The sequence below is a fragment of the Halobellus marinus genome (assembly GCF_032113415.1).
GTDB classification, from domain to species: domain Archaea; phylum Halobacteriota; class Halobacteria; order Halobacteriales; family Haloferacaceae; genus Haloquadratum; species Haloquadratum marinus.
The window spans coordinates 158,804-184,582 of record NZ_CP134948.1 but is presented as its reverse complement, the minus strand read 5'-3'; the positions used below and the strand labels follow the sequence as shown (position 1 = coordinate 184,582).

The 25,779-nt window shown below is 57.1% G+C and carries 23 protein-coding genes and 9 pseudogenes; 19 read left to right on the top strand and 13 right to left on the bottom strand.

Annotated features, from left to right (window positions below):
* Nucleotides 1-13 precede the first annotated feature (13 nt).
* Together RJT37_RS20360 and RJT37_RS20355 are read left to right on the top strand one after the other, a co-directional pair.
* Nucleotides 14-310: a hypothetical protein gene (locus RJT37_RS20360; RefSeq protein ID WP_114450749.1), complete on the top strand. Its 297-nt coding sequence runs from the start codon at nt 14-16 to the stop codon at nt 308-310.
* Nucleotides 311-920: 610 nt separating this feature from the next.
* Nucleotides 921-1,724: a hypothetical protein gene (locus RJT37_RS20355; protein ID WP_313690551.1), complete on the top strand. Its 804-nt coding sequence runs from the start codon at nt 921-923 to the stop codon at nt 1,722-1,724.
* Between the two features lie 97 nt (nt 1,725-1,821).
* On the opposite strand, the gene RJT37_RS20350 is transcribed toward RJT37_RS20355, so the two are convergent.
* Entirely contained in the window at nt 1,822-2,118 is a 297-nt protein-coding gene (locus RJT37_RS20350; RefSeq protein WP_313690550.1) for a hypothetical protein, read from the bottom strand.
* A 92-nt stretch (nt 2,119-2,210) separates the two neighbouring features.
* On the opposite strand from RJT37_RS20350, the pseudogene RJT37_RS20345 reads away from it, so the two are divergent.
* The 6 genes and pseudogenes from RJT37_RS20345 to RJT37_RS20320 all read left to right on the top strand — a co-directional run.
* Nucleotides 2,211-3,002 (top strand): annotated as a pseudogene (locus tag RJT37_RS20345) (DUF6610 family protein); the annotation flags it as partial.
* Nucleotides 3,003-3,098: 96 nt separating this feature from the next.
* Nucleotides 3,099-4,598 carry a hypothetical protein gene (locus tag RJT37_RS20340; protein ID WP_313690549.1) on the top strand — a complete coding sequence of 500 codons (1,500 nt, stop codon included), beginning with the start codon at nt 3,099-3,101 and terminating at the stop codon, nt 4,596-4,598.
* 46 nt (nt 4,599-4,644) lie between these two features.
* Entirely contained in the window at nt 4,645-4,878 is a 234-nt protein-coding gene (locus tag RJT37_RS20335; RefSeq protein ID WP_123124691.1) for a hypothetical protein, read from the top strand.
* Nucleotides 4,879-4,895: 17 nt separating this feature from the next.
* Nucleotides 4,896-5,177: a hypothetical protein gene (locus RJT37_RS20330; protein ID WP_313690548.1), complete on the top strand. Its 282-nt coding sequence runs from the start codon at nt 4,896-4,898 to the stop codon at nt 5,175-5,177.
* Nucleotides 5,140-5,478, top strand: coding sequence for a DUF7995 family protein (locus RJT37_RS20325; RefSeq protein WP_313690547.1), 339 nt, complete (start codon nt 5,140-5,142; stop codon nt 5,476-5,478). Before RJT37_RS20330 ends, RJT37_RS20325 begins: the two co-directional genes overlap by 38 nt.
* A 168-nt stretch (nt 5,479-5,646) precedes the next feature.
* The gene (locus RJT37_RS20320; RefSeq protein WP_313690546.1) at nt 5,647-6,237 is read left to right on the top strand and encodes a DUF6884 domain-containing protein; all 591 of its coding nucleotides are present in this window, start codon (nt 5,647-5,649) and stop codon (nt 6,235-6,237) included.
* Nucleotides 6,238-6,282: 45 nt separating this feature from the next.
* On the opposite strand, the gene RJT37_RS20315 is transcribed toward RJT37_RS20320, so the two are convergent.
* Nucleotides 6,283-6,759: a DUF6788 family protein gene (locus RJT37_RS20315; protein ID WP_313690545.1), complete on the bottom strand. Its 477-nt coding sequence runs from the start codon at nt 6,757-6,759 to the stop codon at nt 6,283-6,285.
* Nucleotides 6,760-6,857: 98 nt separating this feature from the next.
* Between RJT37_RS20315 and RJT37_RS20310 the strand changes: the two genes are divergently transcribed.
* The 6 genes and pseudogenes from RJT37_RS20310 to RJT37_RS20285 form a co-directional block, all read left to right on the top strand.
* Nucleotides 6,858-7,202, top strand: a complete 345-nt coding sequence (locus RJT37_RS20310; protein WP_123124695.1) for a hypothetical protein — start codon at nt 6,858-6,860, stop codon at nt 7,200-7,202.
* The gene (locus RJT37_RS20305; RefSeq protein WP_313690543.1) at nt 7,199-7,609 is read left to right on the top strand and encodes a DUF8129 domain-containing protein; all 411 of its coding nucleotides are present in this window, start codon (nt 7,199-7,201) and stop codon (nt 7,607-7,609) included. Before RJT37_RS20310 ends, RJT37_RS20305 begins: the two co-directional genes overlap by 4 nt.
* Nucleotides 7,610-7,827: 218 nt before the next feature.
* The gene (locus tag RJT37_RS20300; protein WP_313690542.1) at nt 7,828-8,373 is read left to right on the top strand and encodes a hypothetical protein; all 546 of its coding nucleotides are present in this window, start codon (nt 7,828-7,830) and stop codon (nt 8,371-8,373) included.
* Between the two features lie 651 nt (nt 8,374-9,024).
* Nucleotides 9,025-9,441, top strand: a pseudogene (locus tag RJT37_RS20295) (IS200/IS605 family transposon protein TnpB); the annotation flags it as partial.
* Between the two features lie 78 nt (nt 9,442-9,519).
* Nucleotides 9,520-10,343 (top strand): annotated as a pseudogene (locus RJT37_RS20290) (IS5 family transposase).
* 30 nt (nt 10,344-10,373) lie between these two features.
* A pseudogene (locus RJT37_RS20285) lies at nt 10,374-10,712 on the top strand (transposase); the annotation flags it as partial.
* 203 nt (nt 10,713-10,915) lie between these two features.
* Here RJT37_RS20285 and RJT37_RS20280 read toward each other — a convergent pair.
* Complete coding sequence (locus RJT37_RS20280) at nt 10,916-11,908, bottom strand: IS110 family RNA-guided transposase (RefSeq protein ID WP_311174185.1); 993 nt, start codon at nt 11,906-11,908, stop codon at nt 10,916-10,918.
* 220 nt (nt 11,909-12,128) lie between these two features.
* On the opposite strand from RJT37_RS20280, the pseudogene RJT37_RS20275 reads away from it, so the two are divergent.
* A pseudogene (locus tag RJT37_RS20275) lies at nt 12,129-12,702 on the top strand (zinc ribbon domain-containing protein); the annotation flags it as partial.
* Nucleotides 12,703-12,746: 44 nt separating this feature from the next.
* Here the strand turns inward: RJT37_RS20275 and RJT37_RS20270 are convergent.
* The 5 genes and pseudogenes from RJT37_RS20270 to RJT37_RS20250 all read right to left on the bottom strand — a co-directional run bounded on the left by RJT37_RS20270 (nt 12,747) and on the right by RJT37_RS20250 (nt 17,866).
* The gene (locus RJT37_RS20270) at nt 12,747-13,229 is read right to left on the bottom strand and encodes a hypothetical protein (protein ID WP_313690537.1); all 483 of its coding nucleotides are present in this window, start codon (nt 13,227-13,229) and stop codon (nt 12,747-12,749) included.
* Nucleotides 13,226-14,110: a ParA family protein gene (locus RJT37_RS20265; RefSeq protein ID WP_123124699.1), complete on the bottom strand. Its 885-nt coding sequence runs from the start codon at nt 14,108-14,110 to the stop codon at nt 13,226-13,228. Before RJT37_RS20265 ends, RJT37_RS20270 begins: the two co-directional genes overlap by 4 nt.
* 314 nt (nt 14,111-14,424) lie before the next feature.
* Entirely contained in the window at nt 14,425-14,961 is a 537-nt protein-coding gene (locus tag RJT37_RS20260) for a hypothetical protein (protein WP_313690530.1), read from the bottom strand.
* Nucleotides 14,962-14,984: 23 nt separating this feature from the next.
* Nucleotides 14,985-15,734 carry a tyrosine-type recombinase/integrase gene (locus tag RJT37_RS20255; RefSeq protein ID WP_313690528.1) on the bottom strand — a complete coding sequence of 250 codons (750 nt, stop codon included), beginning with the start codon at nt 15,732-15,734 and terminating at the stop codon, nt 14,985-14,987.
* A gap of 457 nt (nt 15,735-16,191) precedes the next feature.
* Nucleotides 16,192-17,866, bottom strand: a pseudogene (locus RJT37_RS20250) (transposase).
* A 400-nt stretch (nt 17,867-18,266) separates the two neighbouring features.
* Between RJT37_RS20250 and RJT37_RS20245 the strand changes: the two are divergent.
* The gene (locus RJT37_RS20245) at nt 18,267-18,797 is read left to right on the top strand and encodes a hypothetical protein (protein WP_313690525.1); all 531 of its coding nucleotides are present in this window, start codon (nt 18,267-18,269) and stop codon (nt 18,795-18,797) included.
* A gap of 115 nt (nt 18,798-18,912) precedes the next feature.
* Here RJT37_RS20245 and RJT37_RS20240 read toward each other — a convergent pair whose 3' ends face one another.
* The 4 genes from RJT37_RS20240 to RJT37_RS20225 all read right to left on the bottom strand — a co-directional run bounded on the left by RJT37_RS20240 (nt 18,913) and on the right by RJT37_RS20225 (nt 22,196).
* On the bottom strand, nt 18,913-19,395 hold the full coding sequence (locus tag RJT37_RS20240; protein WP_313690523.1) for a hypothetical protein: 483 nt from the start codon (nt 19,393-19,395) through the stop codon (nt 18,913-18,915).
* 526 nt (nt 19,396-19,921) lie between these two features.
* The gene (locus tag RJT37_RS20235) at nt 19,922-20,098 is read right to left on the bottom strand and encodes a hypothetical protein (RefSeq protein ID WP_313690521.1); all 177 of its coding nucleotides are present in this window, start codon (nt 20,096-20,098) and stop codon (nt 19,922-19,924) included.
* A 538-nt stretch (nt 20,099-20,636) separates the two neighbouring features.
* Complete coding sequence (locus tag RJT37_RS20230) at nt 20,637-21,260, bottom strand: hypothetical protein (protein WP_313690519.1); 624 nt, start codon at nt 21,258-21,260, stop codon at nt 20,637-20,639.
* Between the two features lie 147 nt (nt 21,261-21,407).
* The gene (locus RJT37_RS20225) at nt 21,408-22,196 is read right to left on the bottom strand and encodes a hypothetical protein (RefSeq protein ID WP_313690517.1); all 789 of its coding nucleotides are present in this window, start codon (nt 22,194-22,196) and stop codon (nt 21,408-21,410) included.
* A gap of 381 nt (nt 22,197-22,577) precedes the next feature.
* Here RJT37_RS20225 and RJT37_RS20220 point away from each other — a divergent pair.
* Nucleotides 22,578-22,859: pseudogene (locus RJT37_RS20220) on the top strand (DUF8011 family protein); the annotation flags it as partial.
* Between the two features lie 368 nt (nt 22,860-23,227).
* A pseudogene (locus RJT37_RS20215) lies at nt 23,228-23,707 on the top strand (IS110 family transposase); the annotation flags it as partial.
* Between the two features lie 6 nt (nt 23,708-23,713).
* Here RJT37_RS20215 and RJT37_RS20210 read toward each other — a convergent pair.
* Complete coding sequence (locus RJT37_RS20210; RefSeq protein ID WP_313690516.1) at nt 23,714-24,814, bottom strand: IS630 family transposase; 1,101 nt, start codon at nt 24,812-24,814, stop codon at nt 23,714-23,716.
* 42 nt (nt 24,815-24,856) lie between these two features.
* Between RJT37_RS20210 and RJT37_RS20205 the strand changes: the two are divergent.
* Nucleotides 24,857-25,379, top strand: a pseudogene (locus RJT37_RS20205) (IS110 family transposase); the annotation flags it as partial.
* Nucleotides 25,380-25,779: the final 400 nt, after the last annotated feature.

The window sequence follows — 25,779 nt, the reverse complement described above, 5'->3', positions numbered from 1 at the left end:
AGGGAGACCGCTGATGGGCGCTCACACGTTTTTCACCCGAGCGAACGGCGAGGACGCCAAGAGCGCGTTTAGCGACGCCGTCGAGGACGCCCAGTACCACTACGGCCAAGGTGGATACACCGGGACCATCGCGGAGAAAACCTCGTTCACCCGTATTCCCGACGACGAAGTAGGCGACACCGACCCCGCCGAGTACGCCAGCCAGCTTATCGACGAACAGGACTCTCGAATCGACAGCAAGTGGGGCCCTGCTGGATGTATTCACGTCGAAGAAGACACGTACCTGTTCTTTGGCTGGGCATCCGCCTAACGCCTCTCCTTTCCCGTGAGTACTCGTCACCACCCCTCGTCCAGAGTGATACGGCCGCTTCGCGCCGGCGACATCATCGCGTTCCCCTACCTCAACGCTATCGGGCGATGCATTGGGGACGACTCCATCGGATCCTTCAACTGGTACGTCCCGCCAGGGGGCCCACTTAGTATCGGTCGCCTCCCCAACCAAGACGAGACCGATGCGATGATCGACTCCGGGGAGATCGTCATACTCGAGACGGAATTCGACTCCCTTGCCGCCTACCACGCCTATCGGACATACCGCGACTGTGACCCCCGTCTCGTCTCGCCCGGTGGTGCGTCGTCAACGGGGCACCTATCGCTCCGCGCTGAGCGTGGGTCCAGAGTCCGTGAGCGTGTCAACGGCTTCCTGAAGCACCCCGACGTCGCGTATCAGCACGACCCAGTGACCACGCCCTTCCGAATCGCACTCACTGCCACCTACCAGGACCGAGAGGTTGCGATGGCGGTCCTCGGACGCCCGCGGGGGCGACACAACGCCGACGGTCGGACGGTCGAACTGTATCGCTTCGCTGCCCATCCCGACCGGCCCGCGAATACCGGATCGTGGCTCCTCTCACGCTGCTGTGCGGAGTCGCCTCGAAGGATACGATCGCCTGCTCACGTACGCCGGTGTCCAGAACGGCAACGAGGGAACCATGTATCAGGCCGCTGGGTTCGAGCTCCTCGGGACGACGATAGCTGACCGGAGTGAATGGCACTCTCGTGAGGGCCGCGCCGGGGGTGGAACGTACCGGAAGTGTCGCTACAGATACGTCCTCGCCAGTCATTCGATCGAGGCCCGACGGCCCGCCGGTCGCGTCAGTCCCGATCAGGCCCGCCTCACCGACCAGAACACACCAGTCAGACCCGCATGTGCCTCTCCCCGCACGGTCGCCCAGGGTGAACTTGTCCAGACCCGCGAGGAGCACCCGGCTCGTCGAGAAACCACCCTCACCACCGACGCCCAGGCGTTCCTCGATGAGTACGACTGTGGCGAATCTGACGACACCGCACCGCTCGTCGCGTGCTTCGCCTACCGGACGCCAGAAGACTCCCTGGTTGCCGTACTCTGCCTTCGAGACCACTCCGGGGAGCAGAACACCCGGGACAACACCGAAGCCGTCACGCTGTCCACTGCGAGCGTCCAGACCGACGCCCTCGCTTACCCGGTGAACGTGCTTCGGGGACTCATCGCCGACGCCTGTGAGTGGGCTCGGCTCCACGGCTACGCGACTGTCGAGAACTGCCTCACCGGGAACGTCGCGACCGCCGCAGTCGAGGGAATCGCTGGCCTCGAGATCGACTACGACCATCTTCGTGACCCATCCGTGGAGCCATCCGAACGAGCATCCTCGTCGTCGAGCTCCCCTTCTGTGTCTTCCGCGTAGGCGAGGTTTCGTCCGCCAGTTTTTGTCGGCGGCGGAGCCGTGCGCCGCCAGCTGACCATCCTGACGGCCACTTCCTATGGTGAGTTCCAATACCAGTTCAGTCGAGAGCATCGGCCACGGCCAACTCGACCTCTCCACGTACCTCTCGCCGGCGACTCTTGACACACTCGAGGACAGACACCAGGCATCGGGAGGCGAGCATTCCGACCACCGGTCCGAGATCGAGGCCGACAGCAACACCGAACGAGAACGCGAAGAGGACGCGCTCCCTATCGAAGTCGCTCGTCGTGCCGAGTACATCGGGTTCCTTCATCGAGCCCCGTTTGCGACTGAGGCATACGCCCTCGGATTCGTTACCGGCGCTCGCGAGGACTGTCGGATTCAGGATAGCCATCTCCGCAACGTTGACGTCCCGATCCTCACGCCGACAACGATTTCAATCGGCCCGACCTCGATCGGTATCTCACCCGCTTCCGTGAGGTTGAGCCCGAAATCGGTGTCGTTGGCGATGCCCGCACTCCTGAGGAAGCACACACGTTTGTCGACGCCGCCCGCGAACTCAAATCCGACTACCCAGACGCGACCATCATCATCGTCCCGAAGTGTCGCGAGGCCATCGATATCGTCGCCAACGCTGATATCCCCGGGGAATCGCTCGTCCTCGGATACGCGATGGGGCGTTCAAACATCAAAGCGTGGCACTTCTCGGATATCGCCAACTGGCGCGGTCACCGTGTGCATCTCCTTGGAGCCAGCCCGACGAAGCAATGGCGCGTCATCCAGGAGCTCACCCAACCGAATCTCACAGCGGACCCGCCTGCGGACATCATCGGTCTCGATTGGAACGGCCCGCAGGGTATCGCCTACAAAGGCGAATCCTGGTCACGCGACGGGTGGCAAGACGCTGACTTCCTCACCATCCGTGGGACTGTCCGTCGAAGCCTCCGTGAGATGCGAGCATTCTGGGAGGAACGTGGAGTGTGGCCCGCCGAGGGGAAGACGCCAATCGAACGCCTCGAGCCCGCCGTCAAAGAACCGGATGACCCGATCTGGGTTGCCAACGGAGGGGATCTCAGCGATCCCGATCCGCTTGGGTCACCCGATGAGTGGGCAGAACTAGTGGACTACGAGGACGAAGATGGCCACTATCCCATCGAGCAGGCCATTATCGTCACCTACGAAGACGGGCGCACTTTCGCATATCGGACACAGACCGAGCGCAACTACGTCGAATACCACGAAGGGCTCTGGGACGAGGTCGTGGACGAGCGGCCGTAACGGTCGCCCGGTCCTACGTTACGGTGCGAACTGTCGGTGTCCGTATGTTGCGTAGGGCTCGATTTGTCCGGCCCCCGCACGGCGGAGGCCCACAGAATGCCCTCACCACCGCCGACCGACGCGAGTAGCAACAATTCGACGAACTCCACTGGAGAGGTCGTGGACAGGAGTGACGAGTTCGTCGACAACCGAAACGACGTGTGCGACCCGCCTGCTAACCCCGGCGAGCAGGCCAGCCTCGCTTCCGAGGTGATCGAGGGGCAGACGGATCTCACCGGCAGCCAGGCGACCGAGGACCCGGAATACCTCGATGGTGGAACTCGGGAGAGTGCGCTCGATGCGCTGGCCAACGGCTCATGGACCCCCTCCACGATCACTCGAGCCTTCGAAGTCACTGGAAACGTCGCCAACTCGATCAAAGAGATGGGTTCGGGTGCCAGTCACGTCCTGAAAGTCGAAGATAACACCGAGGACCTATCGGAGTGGCCGGGAATCGGGGACGCTTCGGCCAAATCGATCCGGACAACGATACCGAAATTAAAGGCCCGTGGAATCACCCGCCACGGTCTCCCCATCAACGTCAATGCCCAGGCAATCGAGGATGCCGGCGGCGACGTCGATGAGCTCGAGGGCGTCGAGAGTGTGACCGAACAGACGGTCATGGAGGAGATCGTTGACTCTCTGGACGTTCCCGAACACTGGACAATCGTCGATGAGCACGAGGACGCCGAGCAAGAGCCCTCGATCCTCGTTGAGCATCCGGACGGCTACTTGGCCGAAATGTGGCTTCGGGACGACGACGTCTCATCCGGCGCCGGTGAGTGGGACATCGAATACTTCGACCCGGTGGGGACCCGGCGGGACGGGAGCGGGCAGTTCCACGAGAGCGCCCAGGACGCGCTCGACGAACTCGTTCCGCACATCAAGGAGGTTCGGGCCGAGGAGCGCGACCGGGCCGAACAGCAGGCCGAGCAGGAAGATATCGACTGGCCTGAAACAATCGGGCGCTTTCGGCTCCGGGAGCAGACCGTGAGTGACACCCATGCCGAGTATCGGACTGACTATCTGGCGGGCTACGGTATACTGGGGACCAAGCGACGGGAGCGGTCGGAGGGCATCCGTTTCTACGACGACACCCGGAAGTACCACTTCATGGATGAGACCTACGCCCGGAAGAAGACCGCAATCGAGACAGCCGAGGAGAAGCTCACGGACCTGACGGAGACACTCGATGAGCGGGAGGACGCGGTGATCGAGCAGAACGATATCCCCGACCACGTTCTCCCCCACCGCTACCGGGGCGATCTCGACGACCAGGACAGCGGCAGTGACGATGTCCCGGATAGCAAAACCCGTCAGATGGGTGTCTCACCTGATGACACCGACCAACTCACCGTCGATATTCGCTTCGCCACCGAAGGCATTAGCGCCTCGGTCTACGCCATCTCCGAGACACCCAACCGAACCGATCTCCTCGAAGAAGCCTGGTACACCTGGACCGAGGTGGACGAACTCACCACGGATACGGAGAGTCACATCATATTCGAGATTCCCGTGCAGCACTCGCCAAACGAGAACGAGGACGCGGCGGACTAACTCGTGCTCGTTTGTCGGGCCCCCACGCGGTGGAGGCCCACTCAAAATGGAATCCACCACAGACGACAATATCGCCGGACAGCGCATCGCCGACGTTCGTGAAATGACCAGCGAAGAAATTGAACGCGAAGGCTGGCAAGCCCATGATTGGCAATCGACGGTCGTTCTCGAACTCGAGTCCGGGACGATCCTCTACCCGTCGGCTGATCCCGAAGGGAACGCTCCTGGCACAATATTCGGCACCGACGCCGACGATACTGCGTTCGCCCTCTACCCCTGACCAAATTCATCATGCACATGCTCATCAGAGTCGTCTGCGAAGCCTACGACGCCGAAGACGCGACCGGCATCGCCCACGCCCTCTTTGAGGGCGTTGACGCGCCGCTCTACCCGACGTTCGACTACGGCACACTCATGACCGATGGTGGTCGCTGGAGCGAGTCACTCCCTGACATCTTCCGTGAAGAGGGCTCCGCTCGTGCCGACTCCGAGGTCGGGAACGATCTTCTCGAGGGCGCCTGGGTATCAACCACTCGCGAACTTGCTCGACGAATGGCTGTCATCCGCAAGGGATTCTGAAGAGTACACCGACGAGGAACTCCTCGAAAGCCCCCGTATTGAAGCCGACGTCGAACCGTGGAACCCTCTCGCCCCCGCCCGAAGCGAAGAGGAGTTCATCGACTCCTACTCAATCGACGTCCGGTATGCGATGTACTCTGTCGGTGAATACGCCGGCCCGGTCTACTACCTCTACAACGAATACGGAACCGCAATTCGGAGCCAAGCCGAATTCGATCAACTTCTCGACGAGATTGCGACCGATGATACAGGGAACGACGAGACCTCGTTCTACCTGACGCCCGTCGACGTCCACTACTAATTCTCACTCCCCTGTCAAACGAATCACGGTTACTATCACAGTCACCCGATTATCTATGACGTTGAGTGGCCCGCAGAGGCCGATTCATCCCTAACGGGTGTCAAAATCTCACCGACTGATGCACACAGGTTCGTGGCGGGGGTGACTCACGCCGCTCCGAGACGACAGATGCCAACGAGACAGACCACAATCGAGACGATTCAGACTGACGGTGGAGGCCGTGAGGATAGTGATCGAAGTGATCTCCTCGTTCGCCGAACTGCCCTCGTCGGGTGTGGCGACGCGAAACACGACGGCTTGCTTCCTGCTCGCGAAAAATACCGTTCGACATACTTCGGCCTCAAGCGCGATTTCGCTGAGACACTCTGTGCTCGCTGGTGGATCCTTTCTGCGAAATTCGGACTGCTTGATCCCGACCGCGTCATCGACGATTACGACGTCGCCATCACCGACGACGATGTGGACACCGCTCAGTGGGTCGAGGACGTCCGCACGGCGCTCTCTAATGTGGAGTGGCCCGAGACGACCAAGGACGGTCGGGACATCGTCTGGGAACTTTACGCACTCGCTGGGAGTGGCTATCTTGAGGCCGCCGACCAGGACGGCAACGCGCTCCGTGTACAACTTCCCGACGTCACCCCTAAGGACGTGACGATCCGGTTTCCATTCGACGACCTTGCGGGGATCGGCTACCAGAATGGGTGGCTCGCCGCGTGTCGTGATTCCGGGTGCGTCGTCGAGACTGCAAACCACGGGTGATTCTATAGGATTCTCGTCTTCCGTGGGTTCCGTACGGCGATGGTGCTACACCCCATCAGCCTTCCCCGCATACTTCGAGGTCACCTCCCCTCGGCTATCTCGATAGACGATGTAAGTGTACGGTCCATGGGGGCAACCATCGCATCCTGGCCCACACGGGAGCTTCCGTATCTGGACGTGTCCATACCGGGTCAGTTCATCCTCTGAGAGTTCCTTCATCTCGTCCGTACTCATCTCTTCGAGCTCCTCTTTCGCTGCACGCTGCTCCTCATGAGAGAGGTTCTGCGGTGGTTTCTTGTCTGCGACTTCACCCTCTCCGGCCGTCTCACTCGGAGACACCGGCCGTTCCTTGTGCTCGATAAGTTCCTCGCAGTAGTCGATGACTCGCTCTAGATCGTACACTGTCTGTGCCTGCAGGGGCTCCCATACGCGCTTTGCCAGCCCTTCCGGGGGTGTAGGCATCTCTGCGCCCCTTTCTTCAGGGCTGGTGGGAGCGCCAGCGTCGGGGTCAGGTTCGGGCATGCGTTATCCTACGCTACCTTCGTATTAATAATGTAACGTAGGGCTGGCTCACCACTCCTCGTTTGTCGTCCCTCGCTTCGGTGGAGGGATTCATTCCGATGAACACTATCACGACCGCACAGCGCATCTCCACCAGCAGCGACATCGACGCCAGTATCGCCGCCACCCGCCGTGTGCACCATCTCACTGCCGTCGCCCGAGACGCTATCGACGATCCCAGATCCCTCGATGGAGACACACTTGCGAAGGCCGTCGTCAAAGCACTCTACGACGCACACCCACTCATCCGATTCGAGGACGCCCTGGAACTCGCTGTAATCGTCGAGACACCTCCCGTCGATTCGTCGACGACCGAAGCGATCGAATACGTCGTTGCAGACATTTGTTCCCATCTCGATGCGTGGAACCGCTCCGAGCCACCTGCACTCCCTGGTCAAGCATGAGTCACGATGAATCGCTCCTCGAACAGCTCCCGCCCGAGAAACTGCTCGACACTCGAAATACGCGGGTCATCACGCCCGCAATTAGGATGATGGAAGAGGCCGCGACCGTTGAACGATACCTCGAGCACGAGCGGGCAAACCGTGACAGAGCGGGTATCATCCGCTATCTCACTGACCGAATCGACGGCATCTACGAGGAGAACGGCGAGATCCTGCCCGGAGAACAGAGTCAAGAACAGGAGATGGAAGGCGGACATGAAGGAGACATCGTGCCCGTTGATGAAGCCGAGACGGTCTCAGCGATGTCGCCACCGGAAGAGTTGCTTGCGTATATCCATGACCTCGGGAGTGAGCCAGACAAGGAGATCGCCTCATCATTTGATCCACCTATGTGGGATGAGCTCTAATTCCCGTTTGCAAACTGTAAAACCGCTCGTTCGTCGCAGATGCCAGTAGTCCTACGCAATAGTCACAATGACACAATGAGGTTGTAACGTAGGATATACCCTCCGCCAATCAAACGCACAGTTTTACTTGGCCGATTTTATGTCTCCCCGAGAGTGTAGAGGGGCGACACCAGAGGAACCTGCCAGTCGTGTACAGCATCTCGACGTGTCGTCGTCCCATGGAGACCGATATCCCGATGGTAACAGCAGCATCCGATTCCAACCCAGTAGAAGAATCGACACCGTCTATTGAGAACGCCGCAATCCGACGTGAGGGCCGGGCACAGACTCAGGAGATGGACGTCTCGTTGCTCCGACAGGGTGGCATCTACGAGGTTCGATCGGCGTCCGGGGGTATCTACGAGGTCGACGTACTCCAACGAACCTGTACGTGCCCCGATGAGCCACCGGAAAGTGGCTGTAAACACTACAGGCGCGTTCGTACTGACATTCAAGCCGGCCTCGTCCCCAGACCTGATGGGAAGCTTCCCACTACTACTCAATCAGCGTTGACCGACGAAGAAATTCACGCGGTTCGGTCAGCAGAGGCCACTATTCTCAAACAGTACCTTCTCGATGCCCTCCTCGCTCGCGAACTCGAGCGCACACAGCTTGACCAAGAGATTCATGACATCGAGTTCCTTGTCGAGGTTCTCCTGGAGGTCGGCATTTCAGAGGGATACAATCTTGACGAGAGTAGTATACCATTGCCAGACCTCGGTTAAACCATGTTAACCGGTTCAAAACTACGACACTTACCGGAGACGTCTGCTGCGTAGTGGCCTGTGCTCCTCCAAAAGCGTCGGCCACAGGGGAACACCCTCCAAGAAGTGCCTGAGTGACAAAGGCCACTCCCATTCTAACGGGAGCGAACCTGTCACTCATCCGCGCAGACGTTCCTGACCGGGTGTCGTAGTCCTGTCGGAGTTGAATATACTGACTCACATGGTATATCCTTTGGCCTAATCGACAGCCGATAGGCTGTTCCAGGGGAGAATCGACGAGATCGGTTGATGTTTGTGGGACTCACTTAGGATGCCTATCGCCACCTCTACAACCCGAGATCTTGATATCGATTCGCGAAGTCTCTAAGTCACCGGCCGCCTAGTTGTTTGCGCTATCTACGGTATTAACCATACTAACGTTACTACCACTGTTACCAATATGAGTGTTCACACCGATATACCGAACACATAACCAAGTGATATTATTGGCCAGGAGAGAACGCTGAGATTACAGAAAATCAAGGAGAAAGCCCACGACTTTAGTCGTGGGATGAATCCGACATCCCACCACACCATCCACGTTCGGTAGCAGGCTTGAGTCTCCCACGCTAATACCTGCCTTTACAAACCAGCATTTCGTAAGATATTGTGATGAAGCGAACCAACCAGTTTGACGTTCATCCTCGCTCTGCGAAAGAGCGCGAGGTGTTCGTTCGCTGGTTGGACGCTTCTGCAAGTCTCTGGAACGAGACCAATTATGCTCGCCGCCAAGCCTTCCTCGAAGACGATGAAAGCGTCTGGGACGCCGACACCGGCAGTCTCGAAGGCAAGTACAAAGGCGTTCTCAGCAGTTCGGTTGCCCAGCAAATCATCCGCAAAAACTCGGAATCGTGGCGGTCGTTCTTCAGTAGTAACGAGAAATTCCACGCTGGGAAACTCGATGAGAAACCGTCGCCACCGGGGTACTGGGGGAACGAAGAAGACGGACGAGTGCTTCGCACGTACGTTCGCAACGACCAGTACACCATTGAGTACGGGAACCGCTCCCGTCTCGAAATCCCGATTGGTTTGCTCTGTTGAAGAGCGATCTATTCAGCCGATATCACGGGTTTAGAAGGATGAAGCCGAGGAATTCGATTCTTGCCTATGGAAGTCGACCTCCTCGACTTCGTTGAGCAGTGTCGTGACCAGCTAAACAAGCGTTGGGGAAGCACGCGGGCGAGCCCGCCAGCGGCGGGTTCGCCCGCTGGGTCCACGTTGTTCTGCACTGCTTTCGGCTCGAAGAAGGCCACAGCTACCGTGAAACGCCGAATCGGTTGAAGTACTTGACTGAGGTTCGTGACGCCCTCGGCCTAGATCGGGACGACCTGCCGGATTACAGCACGATCTACAAATCTTTTGACCGGCTGAAAATGTGGGTGTGGCGGGCGCTGCTGCGCGTTTCTGCGCAGCAGCACCCGCAGTCCGGCCACGCTGCGCTCGACAGCACGTTCTTCGACCGGCGACGTGCGTCCTCGTACTTTCGTCAGCGGGCAGGACGGACGATACAGACGCTAAAAGTGACGACATTGACTGATGTGGAATCGCTGGCTGTTCTTGACGTTCACATCGCAGCTCGGTGGAAGCACGACACGAATACGGGACCGCAGGTCGTCCGCCGAAACGCGGACGACCTGCAGTCCGTCGCCGCCGACAACGGCTTCCAAGACTGGCACACTGAGTACGAGATCGCCGCACACGACATCGATTACCTCGTTCATTATCGCGGCTCGTCAGCGAACGCAGCCGCGAAAAACGCTCTGAACCGGGGAAAGGGCTACTCTCAGCGGTGGATGGCCGAAACATCCTACTCGACAACAAAGCGCTCGCTCGGCGATACCGTGCGAGCGCTGGGCTGGTATCGACAGTTCCGTGAGATTGTCTTGATGTTTGCCATCATCAACATAGAACCGCTGTGTGAGCCGCTGTGACCGTGACTCAGCATCTATTCAACACAGCAGATTGGTTCCGAACTCAAAGACGAACTTGGGTTGAACCGGAATCAGCGCCTTCGCGTTGAGATTGCTGGCGACCCGAAGTGGGACGGCGAGCAGGGCCGACTCGAACTCGTGTATGACGAACTCGCAGACACTTTCAGGGCTTATCAACCAGTTGCCATCGACGATTCTCGACTGGATTCACTACTGGCTTCGGAAGAAGCCGCTCTGGACGTTGGCGCGAACAACCTCGCCGCCTGCACGACTACGACCGGTCAACAACTCCTGTACGAAGGGCGTGACCTGTTCGAACAGTTCCGAGAAACCACGGAACAAATAGCGCACTACCAATCTCCTATGAAAATCCCGCACCGCCAAATCACGAGTCTCGGACAATAATTGTTCGGGTGAGCCACCGGTTCACCCGAACAGCTGTCAAGAATCACCAGACGGCAGCCAGATACAGATGACTGATCGTCCGGCAGGTGGGGAGAACGTGATTGCGGGAGCAGTAGCTGTCTGGACGAGAACAGGCCGTGCTATGCCTGAGCGATCGGACCGATCGCTCAGGCACTCACCTCCGGCGGATCGTATGGTTCCCGTCGCTTCAGCATGTAGAAGATCGAGACCAGTAACTTCCGAGCCGTTGCAACGATCGCGATTTGGTGGTTCTTCCGTCGTTTCAACCGGGTGTAGAAGTTGCCGAGGTAGTCGTCGTAGCGGACAGCCACGTGGGCACACTGGACGAGGGCCCAGCGCAGGGGCGCTGAGCCCTCTTTGCTGATGCTTCCGTGGACGTCTGTGTCACCTGATTGGTGAACCATCGGATCGAGGCCGGCGTAACTCACCAGCTCTTCGTCCCGGTCAAACCGATCGATCTCACCGATCTCTGCGACGATTAACGCAGCAGTCGATTGCCCGACACCCGGAATCGACAGCAGCCGCTGGGCTGCTGGCGATTCCAGGACCTTCTGTTCGATCTTCTCTTCCAACCGCTCGATCTGCTCGTCGTACTCGTCGATCACGGAGAGGTGAGCCTCAACAATCGTCCGATTGGCATCGCTGAGCGAGAGTTCCGCCAGGAACTCTCGCCCAGTTGGACCGAACAGCTCGCTGTCGTAGGCGTTGTCGGTGCGCTTGAGGACAGCTCTGACGCGGTTTTTCTCAGCTGTCCGCTCTTCGACGAGCGACTTCCTCGTTCGGACGAGATCCCGCAAGGTGCGGATCTCGTCCGACGGGACGTAACTCTCGGCGAGCATGTCCGCCCGAAGCATGTGCGCGAGCCGTTTGGCGTCGATGCGATCGGTCTTGACCGTCGCATCGGCGATGAGCCGGTTCTTTGATGGATTAACGAGCGTGACGTCGAGATGCTCGTCGAGCATCTCGTACACCGGGCGATAGTGGCCGGACGCTTCGATTGCAGCTTCGCCACCGGCGTACTGTTCGGCGAGTTCACCAAGCCGGTCGTTTGGCAAGCGAATCTCGTCGTGCAGGTTGCCGTCGCCGTCGACGACGGCAACCTGCGAGTATCGGGTGTGGGTGTCTATTCCGAGGTACATATGACGCCTCCGCGAGGGCTGTGGCGTGAACAGGAAATCCTCCTATGCGTGCTCTCTGGCACAAGTTTCCGCGTCTTGTCACGGCCTAGGACCATTCTCTAACCACGTGCTTGATGCACTGGATTGTTATCGGCCTCAGCCAGCCCCTAGCACCTTGTTCACGCTCCAGGGACATAGGTGCGGGATTTTCATGGATTCTCTACTCGAAACCCAATGTGAGTCGAGTAAACGCATCGACCGCTTGTACCGCAAGCGCACGAATCGGCGAAATCACGCTCAAGACAGCCTTGTTCGTGACCTCGTAGAACGCCTATATGACGAAGGTGTCTCGACGCTGCACGTGGGAGACATCAAAGGCGTTCTCTCAACGCACTGGTCGCCGCGTGTGAACGAGAAGACGCACAATTTCTGGGCGTACCGCCGGTTCATCAACCGCCTCAAAGACGTGTGTGAAGAGTACGGAATCACGGTCAATGAGGCGTCAGAGGCGGACGAGTCAAGAGTGTCCTGAGTGCGGCGAGCGCAAAGAAACAGTTCGTCACGAGGATTCGTTGACGTGTCCGTGTGGATTCGAGGGACACGCTGACCTCGTTGCCTCGGAATCGTTCCTGAGACGGCAGAACAACACAATAGGGTTGATGGCACGGCCCGTGTACCTCAAGTGGAACAATCACGAATGGCGGGAACACCACAACCCGCTCTCTCTCGCGGTGGAGACAACAGCCAACGAGGAGTACACAAATCAGAGTACCGCTACACGCGGGAATATCGCTCTCGGGGACTCAGACGACTGAGACTCCCACGAGAGGAATCCCACGACTTCAGTCGTGGGTGGATGTCAATCCTCAGTGTCCATACCAAGTTCGTCACGGATGAGATTGGGATTGTCTAAGATGACCCGGAAGCAGGCCATGTAGAAGTCCCAGTTCTTGTTGAGTTCTGTGTCGTGAGATTTCTTCCATTCATACTCGATGTCATCCCAGAGACCCTCAACGGCGTCGACGACCTCGGGTGAGAGGAATACGTTATTATTTACATAGACATCAGCAAGCGCTCCCAGCTCCCTATCTGGGTTCGGGTATTCGTGGGTATCAGGTCCTCCAGTCGTGCGTGACTCTTGTTCAACTGCCTGCTGAGCAGCCGATGGATCATCAGAATCCACTTCGGCTATCTCCTTAGTGTCACCCGTGGTATTTTCGGGCAACGATTCAGCGCCCGAACTCGAGCTTGGGTCCGAACCGGAGACTCCGAGCTTCTGTGCCCGCTCTGAAACATCGCTCATCTGTGCCTCAAAGTCGTCTTCAGAGGGATCGTCACTCATGCTTCCACCTCTTGGTCGGCCGCCGCAGCGCGAATATCTTCGACGGTCATCGCCTTTGCCGCTTCAACATCCAATCCGAGCGTCGGTGGTGATGTCTGCTTAAGAATCAATTGAAGGAGTTCGTCGTATCGTTCGACTTCGTCGTTCCGGAGCGATTCTGGGTGAGCGTAGATTGACTGCTGGCTCTTTTTGGCCCTCGCGAACGCCGCTCGATGGTCAGTAATAACGCCCTTCTCGTCGAAAGTTTCATTGAACCACTCGACCATTCGCTTGTTCTCGTTGGTCATCTTCGTCGAGTTAACCGTCATCAGGAATGCGAGATACTGAATCTCGAGATCGTGCATCATTCCAAGGACCTCATATTGGTCGAACAACAGATCTGTCGAATGCGGCATCTCCGTCTCCGGCTCCATCGGCACGACGATCTTCTCGCCGGCCGTGACCGCGTTCTTCGCGTATGGTGAGAAATCCGGTGGGCAATCACAGACAACGTAGTGATAGTCGTCTTCAAGTCGTTCTAAGAGTCGCCCCAATCGGTTCTCGCCGGCATCAGCCGAGTCTAGGGGTGTTTTATTTCCATTATAACTCTGGTTGCTGGGGATAAGATCGAACTCTTCGTGATCGGTGTGGATGAGGTCGTTCACATTATCCCAACTTTTCGGATCTAAAAGGATTTCATCTAGCGAGAGCGCGTTCAGGTCTTTGTAGAGGTCTCGCTTCCCAAGGTTTGCGGTGAGAGTGCCCTGTGGGTCAAGGTCGATGGCAAGCACGTTGAAACCGCGAGCTGCAAGACCGCCCGCAATGTTCAACGAGGTGAATGTCTTGCCAGTGCCACCCTTCTGAAACGAGATGGCGAGTACTTCTGGGTAGGTGTCGGTCATAACTACCCTCAAATTGAATTCATACCGTTATAATTGTTCGTCAGACGATTACCGTTCAGAACGGTACTACCGTTAATAATGCTATTATCGATTTGCTTCTATTCCTCCAATTCGGCATTTTAACCTATGTAGGGCCTATTCTGATGCGACAATAATAATGGTAATACCGATTCTAACAGTATATACGGTATTACTATTATTACTACTATTGTCAGTAGTACCGTTATTAGCGATATTACCGTTAAAAAGGCTATTGCTGTTAGTACTATTTGTTACACTATTTCCATTATTCACGGTAACTACATTTTGAACATTCAACATATTAGCACTACTATGACAGACATTAAGATCGCTACCGACTGGGGCACAGTGGATAGATGAGTACTACCCGTCGGAGTCCTGGTCGGGCACATCTTTCTGGCTGGTCGCTGATTCTGAAACGCCGTCTCAGCCATCTGAGCGCGTTCACTCGCCTCGATATGTGAGTAGTGCTCACGAACAACCTCCTCGGAGTTATCCAGGTGTCGTGCAGCCTCCGTGTACCCGAACTCCCGAACCATCACCTCGCCGGCTCCCCGACGAGCGCCGTGCGGCGCCAGATAGCCGTGTTTGTCGTCATCCAACTCGATGTCTGCGTCCTCTGTGAGTCGCTGCAAAATCCGCCGTGCGCTGTGGGTCGTCAACGCCGGAGGGTCGACATCGTACTCGACACAGAGTTCGATCATCGAGACGTCCCCATCGTTCACCCGCTCGCGATGCAGACTTTCAGCCTCTTTGCGCGTATAGTCCCGCTCAACGAGTTCGTCTTTGAACGTCTCGACAAGGGTGGGATACGACAGCGTCGTGAACACGGGCCAGTCGTCACTCGATGGGTTCAGTACTGACCGGAGGCGTTCGAGTGACGGGATCGCAGACGGTGGGACAGCCCTATCGCTCCATTCACCCTTCTTCCCGAGGACGGTGATTGTGTTGTCCTCGAGGGAAACGTCCGACCACCGGAGACCGTCGCGACCGCGCCGGGCGTCGGCGACATCGCCAGGACTTCCGCGCCGCGGACGCCCGAGAAGCACAGGAGATAGACGAGCGCCCGGTCGCGACACGCTTTGATCGCCTCGTAGCGGTTCTCACCTACTTCGTCGATGGCTTCGTGTGCCTGTTCGTCGACGTACTCCAGGAGTGCCGTTCGCTGCTCGGGTGACCACGCCTGTTGGCGCTCGGTCTTCCGTCCGTCGTCTTCTGGAAGTGGCTCTTTCGCCCGTGATTTTAACGCCGGATTTTCGTCGAGATATCCCTCGCGTACTGCCCATCCGCAGAACGCCGAAATGTGGGCGTAATAGTTCTGCTTCGTGCTTTCAGTCCAATCCTGTGTCGCGAGATGGCGAGCGTATTGGCGGATATCCCGGATAGTCAGCTCCTCGAATGTCGTAGGCGAACGCGGGCGCTCATCTTCGAGGAAAGTGAGAAAGCGGTCGAGTTCGCGTTTTGCATCTCGGCGGTACGTCCCACTCTTTCCTTCCGCTCCTTTGCCCTTGTCCGTGAGGTAATCCTCGACGACGTCCGCGATCTCGACCGGCCGATCATCCTGGCCGTCCGTGTGGCCCTGGCCGTTCCCAGAAGAACTCATCTCACTCACCGCCTCCGTGGAACCGTGCTTCGAGGGCTATCTGGGCGGGAATACCTGGGATGTCGGGTGGAGTCGGGATTCGCTTTGGTAGACGGCGGCCACCTGCTTGAAAGTACGTACTCTTATCGACCTAAGAGTACTCACTCGACTCTCGAAACCGTGACTCGGTAAACACACGATACAGAGCCTCTAACGCAGAAATACTGTGTTTTAGGGATTCAGATTTAGTTAATAAATCGTATGATGCTATATCGAAAATTCTAGGTTGGAAGTTGAGACTACAGTGGGTTTAGCGGGGCTGTGATGTACGGTTTCGGGCGAATTTTCGAGGCGAAGCTGCTTCGGATCTACTCTCGATAGTCTTCTACGCCGTACTACTAACTAGACCGGTGAATTTCCAAGATACCCGGCAGCGTTGCCACTCAGGAATCCGTATTGTCCCGGACAGAGTCTCTCTCTATCCGATTCCGGTCTCCTTCTTCAGCAGCGTGAGCGTATTGTCGGCCGTCACAATGGGTGAGTGTTCGTACTCACCCGTCAACTCGACTTGGACGAGCAAATCGACCGCTCGCCAAATCGAGTACAAAAGACACGCGAATGCGAAGTAGAAGAATCGGAGCTCGAAATTCTTCGACGTCGTCGCCGCCATGAACCGCTTTATCGACCTGTAGCCGCTCTCGATCTCCCATCGATACCCGTACTCAGTAAGGTGCCCACTCCCGCAATTCGTCATGAACACCGAGTACTGTCGGTGGTCGTCGTACTCGGAGTCTTCTTTCCGGCGGTAGATCAGCGTCGTCTCGTGCCATTCGTTCTTGCCGAGGTGGAGCTTCCGGTCGGTCTCGTAGCGGTCTTGATCACGTCGAAGCAATCGCTTGGCCTGGGCTTTCTCGCTGGTCTGCATCCGCTTCGGAACGACGTAGGAGTGCCCGCGCTGGCTGATCATCTCCAGGACGTGCTGGCTATCGAACTCCCGGTCCATCAGCACGTTATCGACGTGAACGAGCTCTTCAGCCGAATCCAGCAAATCCTCGACGATTTCCAGTCGTGCCTCGCCCTTCCGGACGGGGCGCGCGTCCAGCACAATCGGGACAGCATTCCCGACCAACTGCACCGTCGCCCACTGATAGGCATACTCGTCGGTCTTCTCCTTCGTCCCGATGATTTCGTCTTCGTGCCCCGTTCTATCGCCGGTGAACGGATCAGCTTCGGTAATGTCGATCGCGACGATCCCGGCTCGAAAGAACTGCTCTGTCTCCGCAACTTCGTTCAGGAGCCGAGTGACGGCCTGCTGGTACATCGCTCGAACCTGTTCAATCGAGAGGTCTCGAATCTGCTCGCGATGGGCGGCCCAGCGGCGTCCGATCCCGAGTCGACTCGTAGAGGAAACTGCGAGCCCCTTCGTTCGCAGCCAGCCGGTCGCGAAGTCCGAGGTACGTCTGTAAGTCCCAGTAGGCGTTCTCGTGGATTGCACATCCGTCGCCACGATTTAGTGAGAACGCCGGGAAAACGACGCGGCTGACGTGATCGGTGATCGTTGCCGCCTCGTTGAGGATAGCTTGATCGTCTGGGTCTGATTCGTCCTCTTCGTCACCGTGAGATGGAAGCTGTCGCTCTGGCTCGCGGGACTGCGACATCCGCGTTCTGGGCTTTGATGAGGATGGTCCGCGCAGCTGTCTCGACTGTACTGCGAAGCTCGGCAGTGAACCGTTCGTTCCAACTGCGCCACAGCGTCGACTGGTTCGGGACATTTTCTAAGCCCAACTGTTCGCAGAGTGCTGGGTGGCATTCGAGATACTCGATCAGCGCTGTTTCGTGATCCCACCCATGGCATTCTTTCAAGATGAAGACGCGAAAGAGGGTATCCATCCCGTAGCGAGTCGACCCCGCGTAGCGGTCAGCGTGCGTCGAATTCTGAAATACGCCAGCGGAAGTGCGCAGATGAAGTTCTCGACCGATTCGTGGTGGTCGTGTCTGAACCAGGTCTGCGAGACTATCCGAATATCTGATTCCAAGCCGTCAAGCGAGTTTCGCTCGTACAGCGGCGTCGCATCGTACACTGGCCAATCAGCATATGGGCGGTTGGCAATCCGTTGAAAAACACTCCGGCGAGACTCACGAGTTGGTGCCACTACGAGACGCTGAACACGACTCGCTCAAAAACGCCGCTCTCTCGATGGGTTGTACTGATCGATTGGCTCGCCCCTCCTGTTCGCGACATCTGGTTCTGTATCGCCCGACTCGTCGTCAAGGACGGATTTCAGGATAGCGTAGAAGTGCCAATCGCCGCCGTAGTGGTAGAGGTAACGGATCCGATCGCACTGCTCGAGGCTCGGCCGTCGACCCCACCAATTGTTACCGCGCCTGTATTCTCGAGACGGCGGTGCGAAAATCCTGAATCAGCTCCAAGTGACTGGTCGTATGGAAACGAGCTGCACGGCACAGGTAACCGTCGTTACACACGCGACGACCGCTACCCGCCTCCCAGCAACCCGACTCGATTTTTTTACCATCTCCATCAAATAAGACGGTGTGGCACCGACCACGCACTACGAGGAAGTTCAATACTTCCGACAGCCGTGGCTGTGGGCACTCCTGACTATCAGCGGCGTCCCCGCCGCACTGTTGGGTAGCGTTAGCATTCTCAGCGAGGCCGATGCGGGAACAAACGTCCAGATGTGGATCGGACTCGTTCTCGCCCTCGTGTTCGGCCCATTCGTCCTGTTGTACCGTGCGAACCTGCGAATCGAAGCCCGCGACAACGACCTGATGTTGCGTCTATGGCCGTTCCACCTCAGAGCGCGAACGATTCCCTACAAGGAAATGGATTCGATCACCATCACCGAAATATCTCCGATTACCGACTTCGGTGGTGTCGGCGTGCGATTCCAGCCCTCGTTCTATCGCTGGGGCATTCGATTTGACGGCCCTGTCGGCTACATCGTCGACGGGCAGCAGGCGATCCGGATCGAGCGGGCTGGTGAGAAGTCACTCGTCGTAACCTCGATCGATCCCGACACGCTCGTCCGAACCGTCGAACGAGTCGGCAGAATCGGTGGTTGAATATCGGGGGAGTCTGTTTCGGATCGATCCTGTCCACCACGATTCCGTTCACTTCCTGTCACGGGGTCGTATGCTCGGACATCCCTGATCCATCTTGAAGTCTGAACCGGCGGTGTCAGGTCGGTAACGCGAAAAACAGCGCGGCAATAAAGAGGACGAGCGCTGCTCCGATGAGCGTTACAATGTACATCCCAGCAGCGACTCCGAGGCCAGCGATAGTCCGAGGCGTCAACCACTGCTCAACCGACCGTTGCCAACAATACAGACGAACACCTATGATTCCGAGTCCCCACACGATTATCGGGTATGCTATAAGCACCGCGATAAGTCGAAGTTCTCGAAACTGCGGATCGCTCTGCGTGGACCCGATATGAAGCACCTGCCAGCCAACAACGATGGCGACCCCCTGACCGAGTGCGATCACACCGACCAATAGCAAATAGTTCACCGGGAATCGATCAGTCGGCCAGCTATCGAGTCGGGCACGAAAGTCCGACACCGTGAGTGATGGGAGACATCCGAGGGCAACAACACCGATGACTGCCAGATACTGCAACAGCGTCGTCGCGAGCTCTCCGATGGACGAATACGGAATCATAGTGCTTGTGAGCGTTGGCTACTGTATATTCTTGTTTTTGACTTAATGAGTGATTGAATCCATACTGTGGATAACCACCATACGTGGTCGCTACAGGCTAGCGGTTTGCTGGTTCGAACGTTTTCAGGCGAGCGCTGCGTGATGTTTGTATTCGTCACGCACTGGCGGATTCCTTCGCGGATGGCTCTTCGTCACGAAGTCATAGAGCGGTTAGTGGATCCTGATCGGTTCCATCTTGGTTTTTGAAGCTGTCCACGGGTGCCTCACGGGACACTCCGTGTCACAGTTCTATGGAGTTCACGACTCTTCATCTCCTGTAGTTCAACAAAGCCCAGACTACGAACGTGGTCAAGAAACAGAGGATTGCTCCGTCTTGTGGTGACAGCGCTACCGCACCGACGGCGAACGAGCCAATCATCCAGAGGGTGACGAGCAGTCCGTTAGATTCCATACGGGGTCTCTGTTCGCCGACCTGTATGTATCCCCCCGAACGATTTCAGTAGCCGCAACGGACTGCGGATATAGATCAACGGTACTGCAGCGCAAGTATCAACAAAACGGCCATCCCGCCGACAACGAGCATCGCGACAAGGATACGACTCGAGAGAGTGCTCATTTTTTCGTCGGGGATCGCTTCCGGTTCGAAGTACCCCGAGAGTACTCCACCGCCGAAGAATGCTAACGTGACTGCGGAAATACCCACAGCCAGCGATACGGTCCTTGATTCGATAAGAGCAGTCTACCTTATTCAGAGACTCATGAGCAGCATCGATAACCCAACGCCTGAGCGGTGCTGCATATCCTCGGTCGTTCAGCGGTCTTTATAAATCGGTGGCGCCAAGAAGTGAGTGGGAGAGAAATCCCGTAGCGTGACATACAACTACCGATTGATTGTGACAGGTCATCGATATAATTTCGGACGCATCATCGGTGATCGGGTGTCGGACGCAAGTGAGGTGCTATTTTCGGTGGTTGTATCCGAATCCGTCCCTCTCCGCGGCGTGGCATGTGGGTACAGTCCTGCAGGCTTCATCTTTCCCGACCGGTGAGGCGGTCACGGTCGCTCGGTCGCAGGGGAACGCGTTATCTAGGACAGACGCACGGTGTAGGCCGCGCCTGAACTGGCGCTCGTATCATTTGTCGACGACCTTTCCTGTACTAACCTGCACCTACCAACCCGCCACTACCAGCTCAAATCGATTTTAAACACTCAGAACGCAACAGCAGAGAGCAATGGTAAGTCAGGACCGAAGCGGATTCGACAGATCAAAACGCCGTAGGAGGAGTTCACCACCGGTCGCGACGACCAGAACACCGAGACACGGTGGTAGCAGTCCAACGACCCACACAAGAAGGGCAAACAGCCCGCCAGACTCACCGCCCACCAAGAGAACAAACTCGCCGAGAACCCACGTCACGCCGAACAACCAGACGAGCGGCGTCCACGTTTCGTGGCTGACCAACAGGTACACCGGAAGAACGAATTGACCCGCGATTACGATTGCAAACCCGACCAGTACGGGGGCGACGAGGGGTGCATCTCCGACCGGATCGAACGCGAACCGCCAGAACACCAGCCGAACCCCTGCCCACAGACCGAGCATGGTTGTCGCGTATGTCGCTCCACTGCCGACTAGCAGTTGACGTCTCGTCGAGAACCGCCGACCAACGACCGCTAAAGCAACAGCCCCAACCGCAACCACCACTGCGACGCCCGTCGTCAGCGTCGGATCGAACGCGTGACGTGGCGTGAGCTGTCCCAGAACTGACCCGTTCCACGCGGGTATCTCCGGACACAGTGTCGCGTCCGTTCCCATCATCTGGAGTTGCCACAGGAGTAGTGAACCACTCGTCTCTGTGTCCAACGAGTGAATTCGATCGATAAATTCAACGGCTGGTGACTCATCAGGTCAGATTACAGTCCGAACGTCTCGTGCAAGATGGAACGCGCATATTCATCGGATCACACAGACGCAAGGCGGAAGCCCACGACTTCACTCGTGGGTAACTGACTATCCCACCGTTGCCACTATCTCGCGGACGACGGGTGTCAGAATAAGTATTGCAAAAGCGCCTAAAATTACCCCGAATAGCAACAGAAACCCTCCCCGACCGGCTTTCCTCAACGCGGTGTTTCCTGAATCGTCGTTCATCACCGTCAGGTGAGCTTCCTCGGACATCATAACTGCATCTGCATCTGTGACCGCTTCCGCTGGTACTGGGGTAGCTTTCCCAACAACCGTGATTTTCTCGCCAACGCCGATCGTTCCTTCACTCACCTCGATGGGTTTCGTGGTGTCGCCCAAGACCGATGTGTATACTGATGGTTCCACCTCCAGCCTGTCATCGGCAAGTTTTTGCTCGATTGACTTTTTTGTACTTGGTGTTTTCGTCGTAGTATTCAGCGACAAGCTCTCTTTGTCGGGATCAACGAGGATGTCAGTGACTCCATCAGAAATAATGAATGATTTATACTTGGTTGCAGAGTTAATCCGTGTCCGACCGCTATCCTGTACTACTTTGCGGATATCGTACTCGTAAGCGACGCACTCATCACCTAGTATCGGTGACACAAAACCATCGTCAGGCTGGGCTGGACGAACGCGACCCTGGATTTGAACCAATTCACCGGCTCCGATAGCCTCATCGATTGGCATTGAATCCGTGGCTACTATCCCCCACCAATCCTGTATCGCTTTGACCCCGCTGGTCGTCGCGTACAATGCTGCCCAAGCCGCTACGGTTCCAGCCAACAGCTTAGGCAAAAATCCATCAACAGTCAGTACAGCCTCCCCAGACAACGATATAAACGCAAGAAAATGTCCCACAAACATGTTCCATACTTCTGTACCCAGCCAAATGGACATATCGATTGGGCACTTATTCGGTTGTCACCTGTTCTAACCACTGACCGAACAGCGGGCAATATTCCTCGGACACCGGTGTGAACGCCTGCAGTGTAAGTACTCGGAATCCTGAGCCAGGTGATTACTAACTAAGTTCTCCGTGTCGGTTACAACGGTACTGACAGGAAACATATACAATTGTTGCCCCCATGCGAGATAGATAGCGCGTATCGGTCAGCGCCATCGGCACCGTTCGCTCGGCACAGGTATGAAGATTCCAGCAACAGGTGGGCGAACGCAGTGCATATTTATCCCACGCGGGTAATCACACGCTCGATGCCCTCCATCATCGACCAAACGCTGTTTAGCGAGCCCTCTGGTCGTCCCCTTGGACTGGTGTTCCTCTGTGGCGCACTCCTGCTGGCCGGGCAGCAGGGGTACTACGTCATTGTAGAAGGGGCAACACCGTTCTACGCTACACTGTTTATCAGCGTCGGGATGGCCCTCTCCGGCATTGCCGAGTCCCTGCCGAAACCCCGCCGACGGGAAGCTGGTGTCCTGCGACTCACGGCGCTTGCCGTACTGGTGAGTCTCCTCGTGACCATCTTCCAGCACCCGACCTCATCACTGCGTGAGAGACGGAAGGTCTTCGAGCCCACCGACGTTCTGAGAGCGCTGTTCTCACGAGTACCCTGCTGCATACACCCTCTGTATCGGTCACACCGCTACTGACAGAAATCGAGTAGTTCGTCGAGGCCGTGCTGACTCGATGGAAATTCTGCTATCCCAGCGGAGCGTGAATCAACTATGGGACGCAAGAGACCGAGCTGTATGCCGTGCCGCAGAGCACGTGGTGCTGACTGGTCCGAGTGCGAAAGAAGCCGAGTTATGGGCGTGACAGCCCGGATGCCGCGGCGCGCGGCATCCGGGAAAGCCCGCATAGGTGCAGTTCTGATTCACGCACCGGCGTTCCAGAGTGACAACCCATGTACCTTGGAATTGACCTCCACAAGCGGTACGCACAGGTGGCAGTAATCGACGGCGACGGCGAACTCGTCGAAGAGGTTCGCGTCGAGAACGCGAACCTCGACGACCTCGCTCGAAGCTACGCTGGTTCCCGTGCGGTGATCGAGGCGACCAGCAATTACTACAACGTCTACGATACTCTCGCGGAGTACTTGGACGTGACCGTCGCTCATCCGGGCAAACTGACGCTCATCGCTCAGTCGGACAAGAAGACTGATCGCGTCGATGCCAAAGAACTCGCGCGACTGCTTCGGCTCAACTCCGTTCCGGAGAGTTACGTTCCCACCGACGAGATCAGGGAAGCCCGCGCACTCGTGCGCGGGCGACAGACCCTAATCGAAGACCGGACCAAGTTCGCCAACAAGATCCACGGCTTGCTCGCCGACAATGGCATCACCCGGGAGGTGAAGCCACTGAGCGTGAAGGGACGAGAGTTCCTCTACTACTTAAGATAACTTCTGAAAGTCAAGGAACTTCTTGCACCACTTTTTGGCATAGCTAACTCGCTGTGTCACTTTTTCGAACACGTCTTTGACGAGATCGTGAAATTCGTCTTCGTCGGTGACGATGATTGGTGCCATCGTCCACTTCAGCTGTTTCCAGACTTGCTCGATTGGATTGAGATGCGGCGAGCCTGATGGGAGAAAGATGAGGTCAATCCCGAGTTGATGGGCTCGCTTGCGCGTGTGTTCACAGATGTGTGAGCCGTGCTTGTCCAAGACGAGCAGAATCCGCTGCCCCGGATTCTGCTCGCGGACCCGTTCTAACACGGTGCAAATCTGTTCTTTCTCCTCGTTCTCAGTCCAGCGAACCAGGCTTTCACCGTTCAGTGCGTAGAATCCGACCGCCGAGTCCTCGGTTTTGACCAACGGCCGTTCAACGTGTGGGTCATCGACATACCACACTCGCCGCGAATTATCGTACGGCTGCGGTTGTGACGCATCGAAAAATCCGACGACTGTCCCGCCATCTGTACAGATATCGTCATCAACTACCCAACCATCTTCCTCATCATCTTCCTGTTTGTTGTGAGGTTCATCGTCATCGGTCTCGACGAGCGCGTCAGCGACGCGCTCGTCGAGGATCTCCTCCGGATTGTCTGGCCGGTTCGGTCGCTTCGGCCGCGGTTTCGCGTACGATAGACCGAGATTCCGCAGGAACTGACCGAGGTAATTCGGACTGTACTCGACGCCGAACTCCTCGTTAAGAAGATGCTGAATCTCCTGTGATTTCCAAGGTTGCCCCTCACGAAGTAATTCGAGCAGCTCCTCCTGTTCATCCTCGTCGAGTTTCGGGGGCCGACCGCCCCCGAAACTCGGCATCAACTCCTCCAGTCCACCCTCGTTCCAGGCTTCTGCCCAGCGATCACCTGTGGCCGCCGACCGGCCTTCGCGGTCGGCGGCCTCCGGGATCGAGTCACCCTGATAGAGGTTCTTCACAAAGCCGAGACGCCGAAGCCGATGCTCGTCTTTCGCATCTCGCAGCAACTCATCAATTTCTTCCTCGGAGAGGTGATGCGTGATCTCTTTCCGACGCGAACGTTCCATTACGCAAGCGTCAACCTTAGGTCACAAAAGTTTTCTTACTCATTACAGGAACTCTCGCTCCCGTCACCGTGGGACGCGTTGTTGGAGTCGTACCTCGACGTGATCAAGACGCTGACCGAGAAAATATCACAGCTCGAAGCGGCGATTGAGGAGCGCGCTGGGTCTCTGACCGAGACCCAGCTGCTGATGACCATCCCTGGTGTCAGCTACTACTCCGCGTTGCTGATTTACGCGGAACTGGGTGAGGTCGGTCGGTTCGACAGCCACAAGGAGGTTGTGAGTTACATGGGGCTGAACCCGACGATCCGCGAGTCGGGCGACTCGCGGATCGAGGGTGGTATCTCGAAGCGTGGATCTGGACGGGTCCGGTGGATCCTGGTTCAGAGTGCGTACACAGCGGTGTACACCTGTGACGACGAGTATCTGAGCCGGTTCTTCCACCGGTTGAATAACCGTATGAATTCTGAAGAAGGCGATCGTCGCGACAGCACGAAAACTGCTCGTGTCGATGTACTACATGCTCAACCGAGAGGAGGTGTACGATCCGCCCGGCGTGAGTAGCTGAGGACCTGAGGGCCGCCGAGCGGGCGGCCCTCAGCGGCCGGTCGGTGCCAGCGGGAGCGACAGCTCTCTCTAATCACGTTTCCCGCCTGGCGGGTGAACAGCCAGCCATCACCTCGCTGTCTGCCAGTTTTACGATCCCGTCACAGAAGTTGTCGACGTGGTGCAAATCATTATTGTGTCAGCCGTTGTTTGTTCGGCCAGCAGAATTTCCATAGGTGCAAACAGTGCGACGATCGCGAATAGAACGGCGACGACGACGATTTCGCTCAAATAGATGAATATCATCTCAACGACATCCCACTCGAAACATAGGATCCCGATAGTGAGCAGTAGATGCATACCAATCGGCGAAAGGTAACCCGGAGGGATCCCGAGCCGTTCAGCGATCCCTGTTTCAGCCC

Coding starts and splice junctions, on each gene's coding strand:
- RJT37_RS20240 (WP_313690523.1), bottom strand. CDS start 19,395: ATGATTCCGTATTCGTCCATCGGAGAGCTCGCGACGACGCTGTTGCAG.
- RJT37_RS20310 (WP_123124695.1), top strand. CDS start 6,858: ATGAACACTATCACGACCGCACAGCGCATCTCCACCAGCAGCGACATC.
- RJT37_RS20340 (WP_313690549.1), top strand. CDS start 3,099: ATGCCCTCACCACCGCCGACCGACGCGAGTAGCAACAATTCGACGAAC.
- RJT37_RS20270 (WP_313690537.1), bottom strand. CDS start 13,229: ATGAGTGACGATCCCTCTGAAGACGACTTTGAGGCACAGATGAGCGAT.
- RJT37_RS20280 (WP_311174185.1), bottom strand. CDS start 11,908: ATGTACCTCGGAATAGACACCCACACCCGATACTCGCAGGTTGCCGTC.
- RJT37_RS20305 (WP_313690543.1), top strand. CDS start 7,199: ATGAGTCACGATGAATCGCTCCTCGAACAGCTCCCGCCCGAGAAACTG.
- RJT37_RS20360 (WP_114450749.1), top strand. CDS start 14: ATGGGCGCTCACACGTTTTTCACCCGAGCGAACGGCGAGGACGCCAAG.
- RJT37_RS20265 (WP_123124699.1), bottom strand. CDS start 14,110: ATGACCGACACCTACCCAGAAGTACTCGCCATCTCGTTTCAGAAGGGT.
- RJT37_RS20350 (WP_313690550.1), bottom strand. CDS start 2,118: ATGGCTATCCTGAATCCGACAGTCCTCGCGAGCGCCGGTAACGAATCC.
- RJT37_RS20320 (WP_313690546.1), top strand. CDS start 5,647: ATGCCAACGAGACAGACCACAATCGAGACGATTCAGACTGACGGTGGA.
- RJT37_RS20335 (WP_123124691.1), top strand. CDS start 4,645: ATGGAATCCACCACAGACGACAATATCGCCGGACAGCGCATCGCCGAC.
- RJT37_RS20315 (WP_313690545.1), bottom strand. CDS start 6,759: ATGCCCGAACCTGACCCCGACGCTGGCGCTCCCACCAGCCCTGAAGAA.
- RJT37_RS20255 (WP_313690528.1), bottom strand. CDS start 15,734: ATGAGTTCTTCTGGGAACGGCCAGGGCCACACGGACGGCCAGGATGAT.
- RJT37_RS20330 (WP_313690548.1), top strand. CDS start 4,896: ATGCTCATCAGAGTCGTCTGCGAAGCCTACGACGCCGAAGACGCGACC.
- RJT37_RS20300 (WP_313690542.1), top strand. CDS start 7,828: ATGGAGACCGATATCCCGATGGTAACAGCAGCATCCGATTCCAACCCA.
- RJT37_RS20210 (WP_313690516.1), bottom strand. CDS start 24,814: ATGGAACGTTCGCGTCGGAAAGAGATCACGCATCACCTCTCCGAGGAA.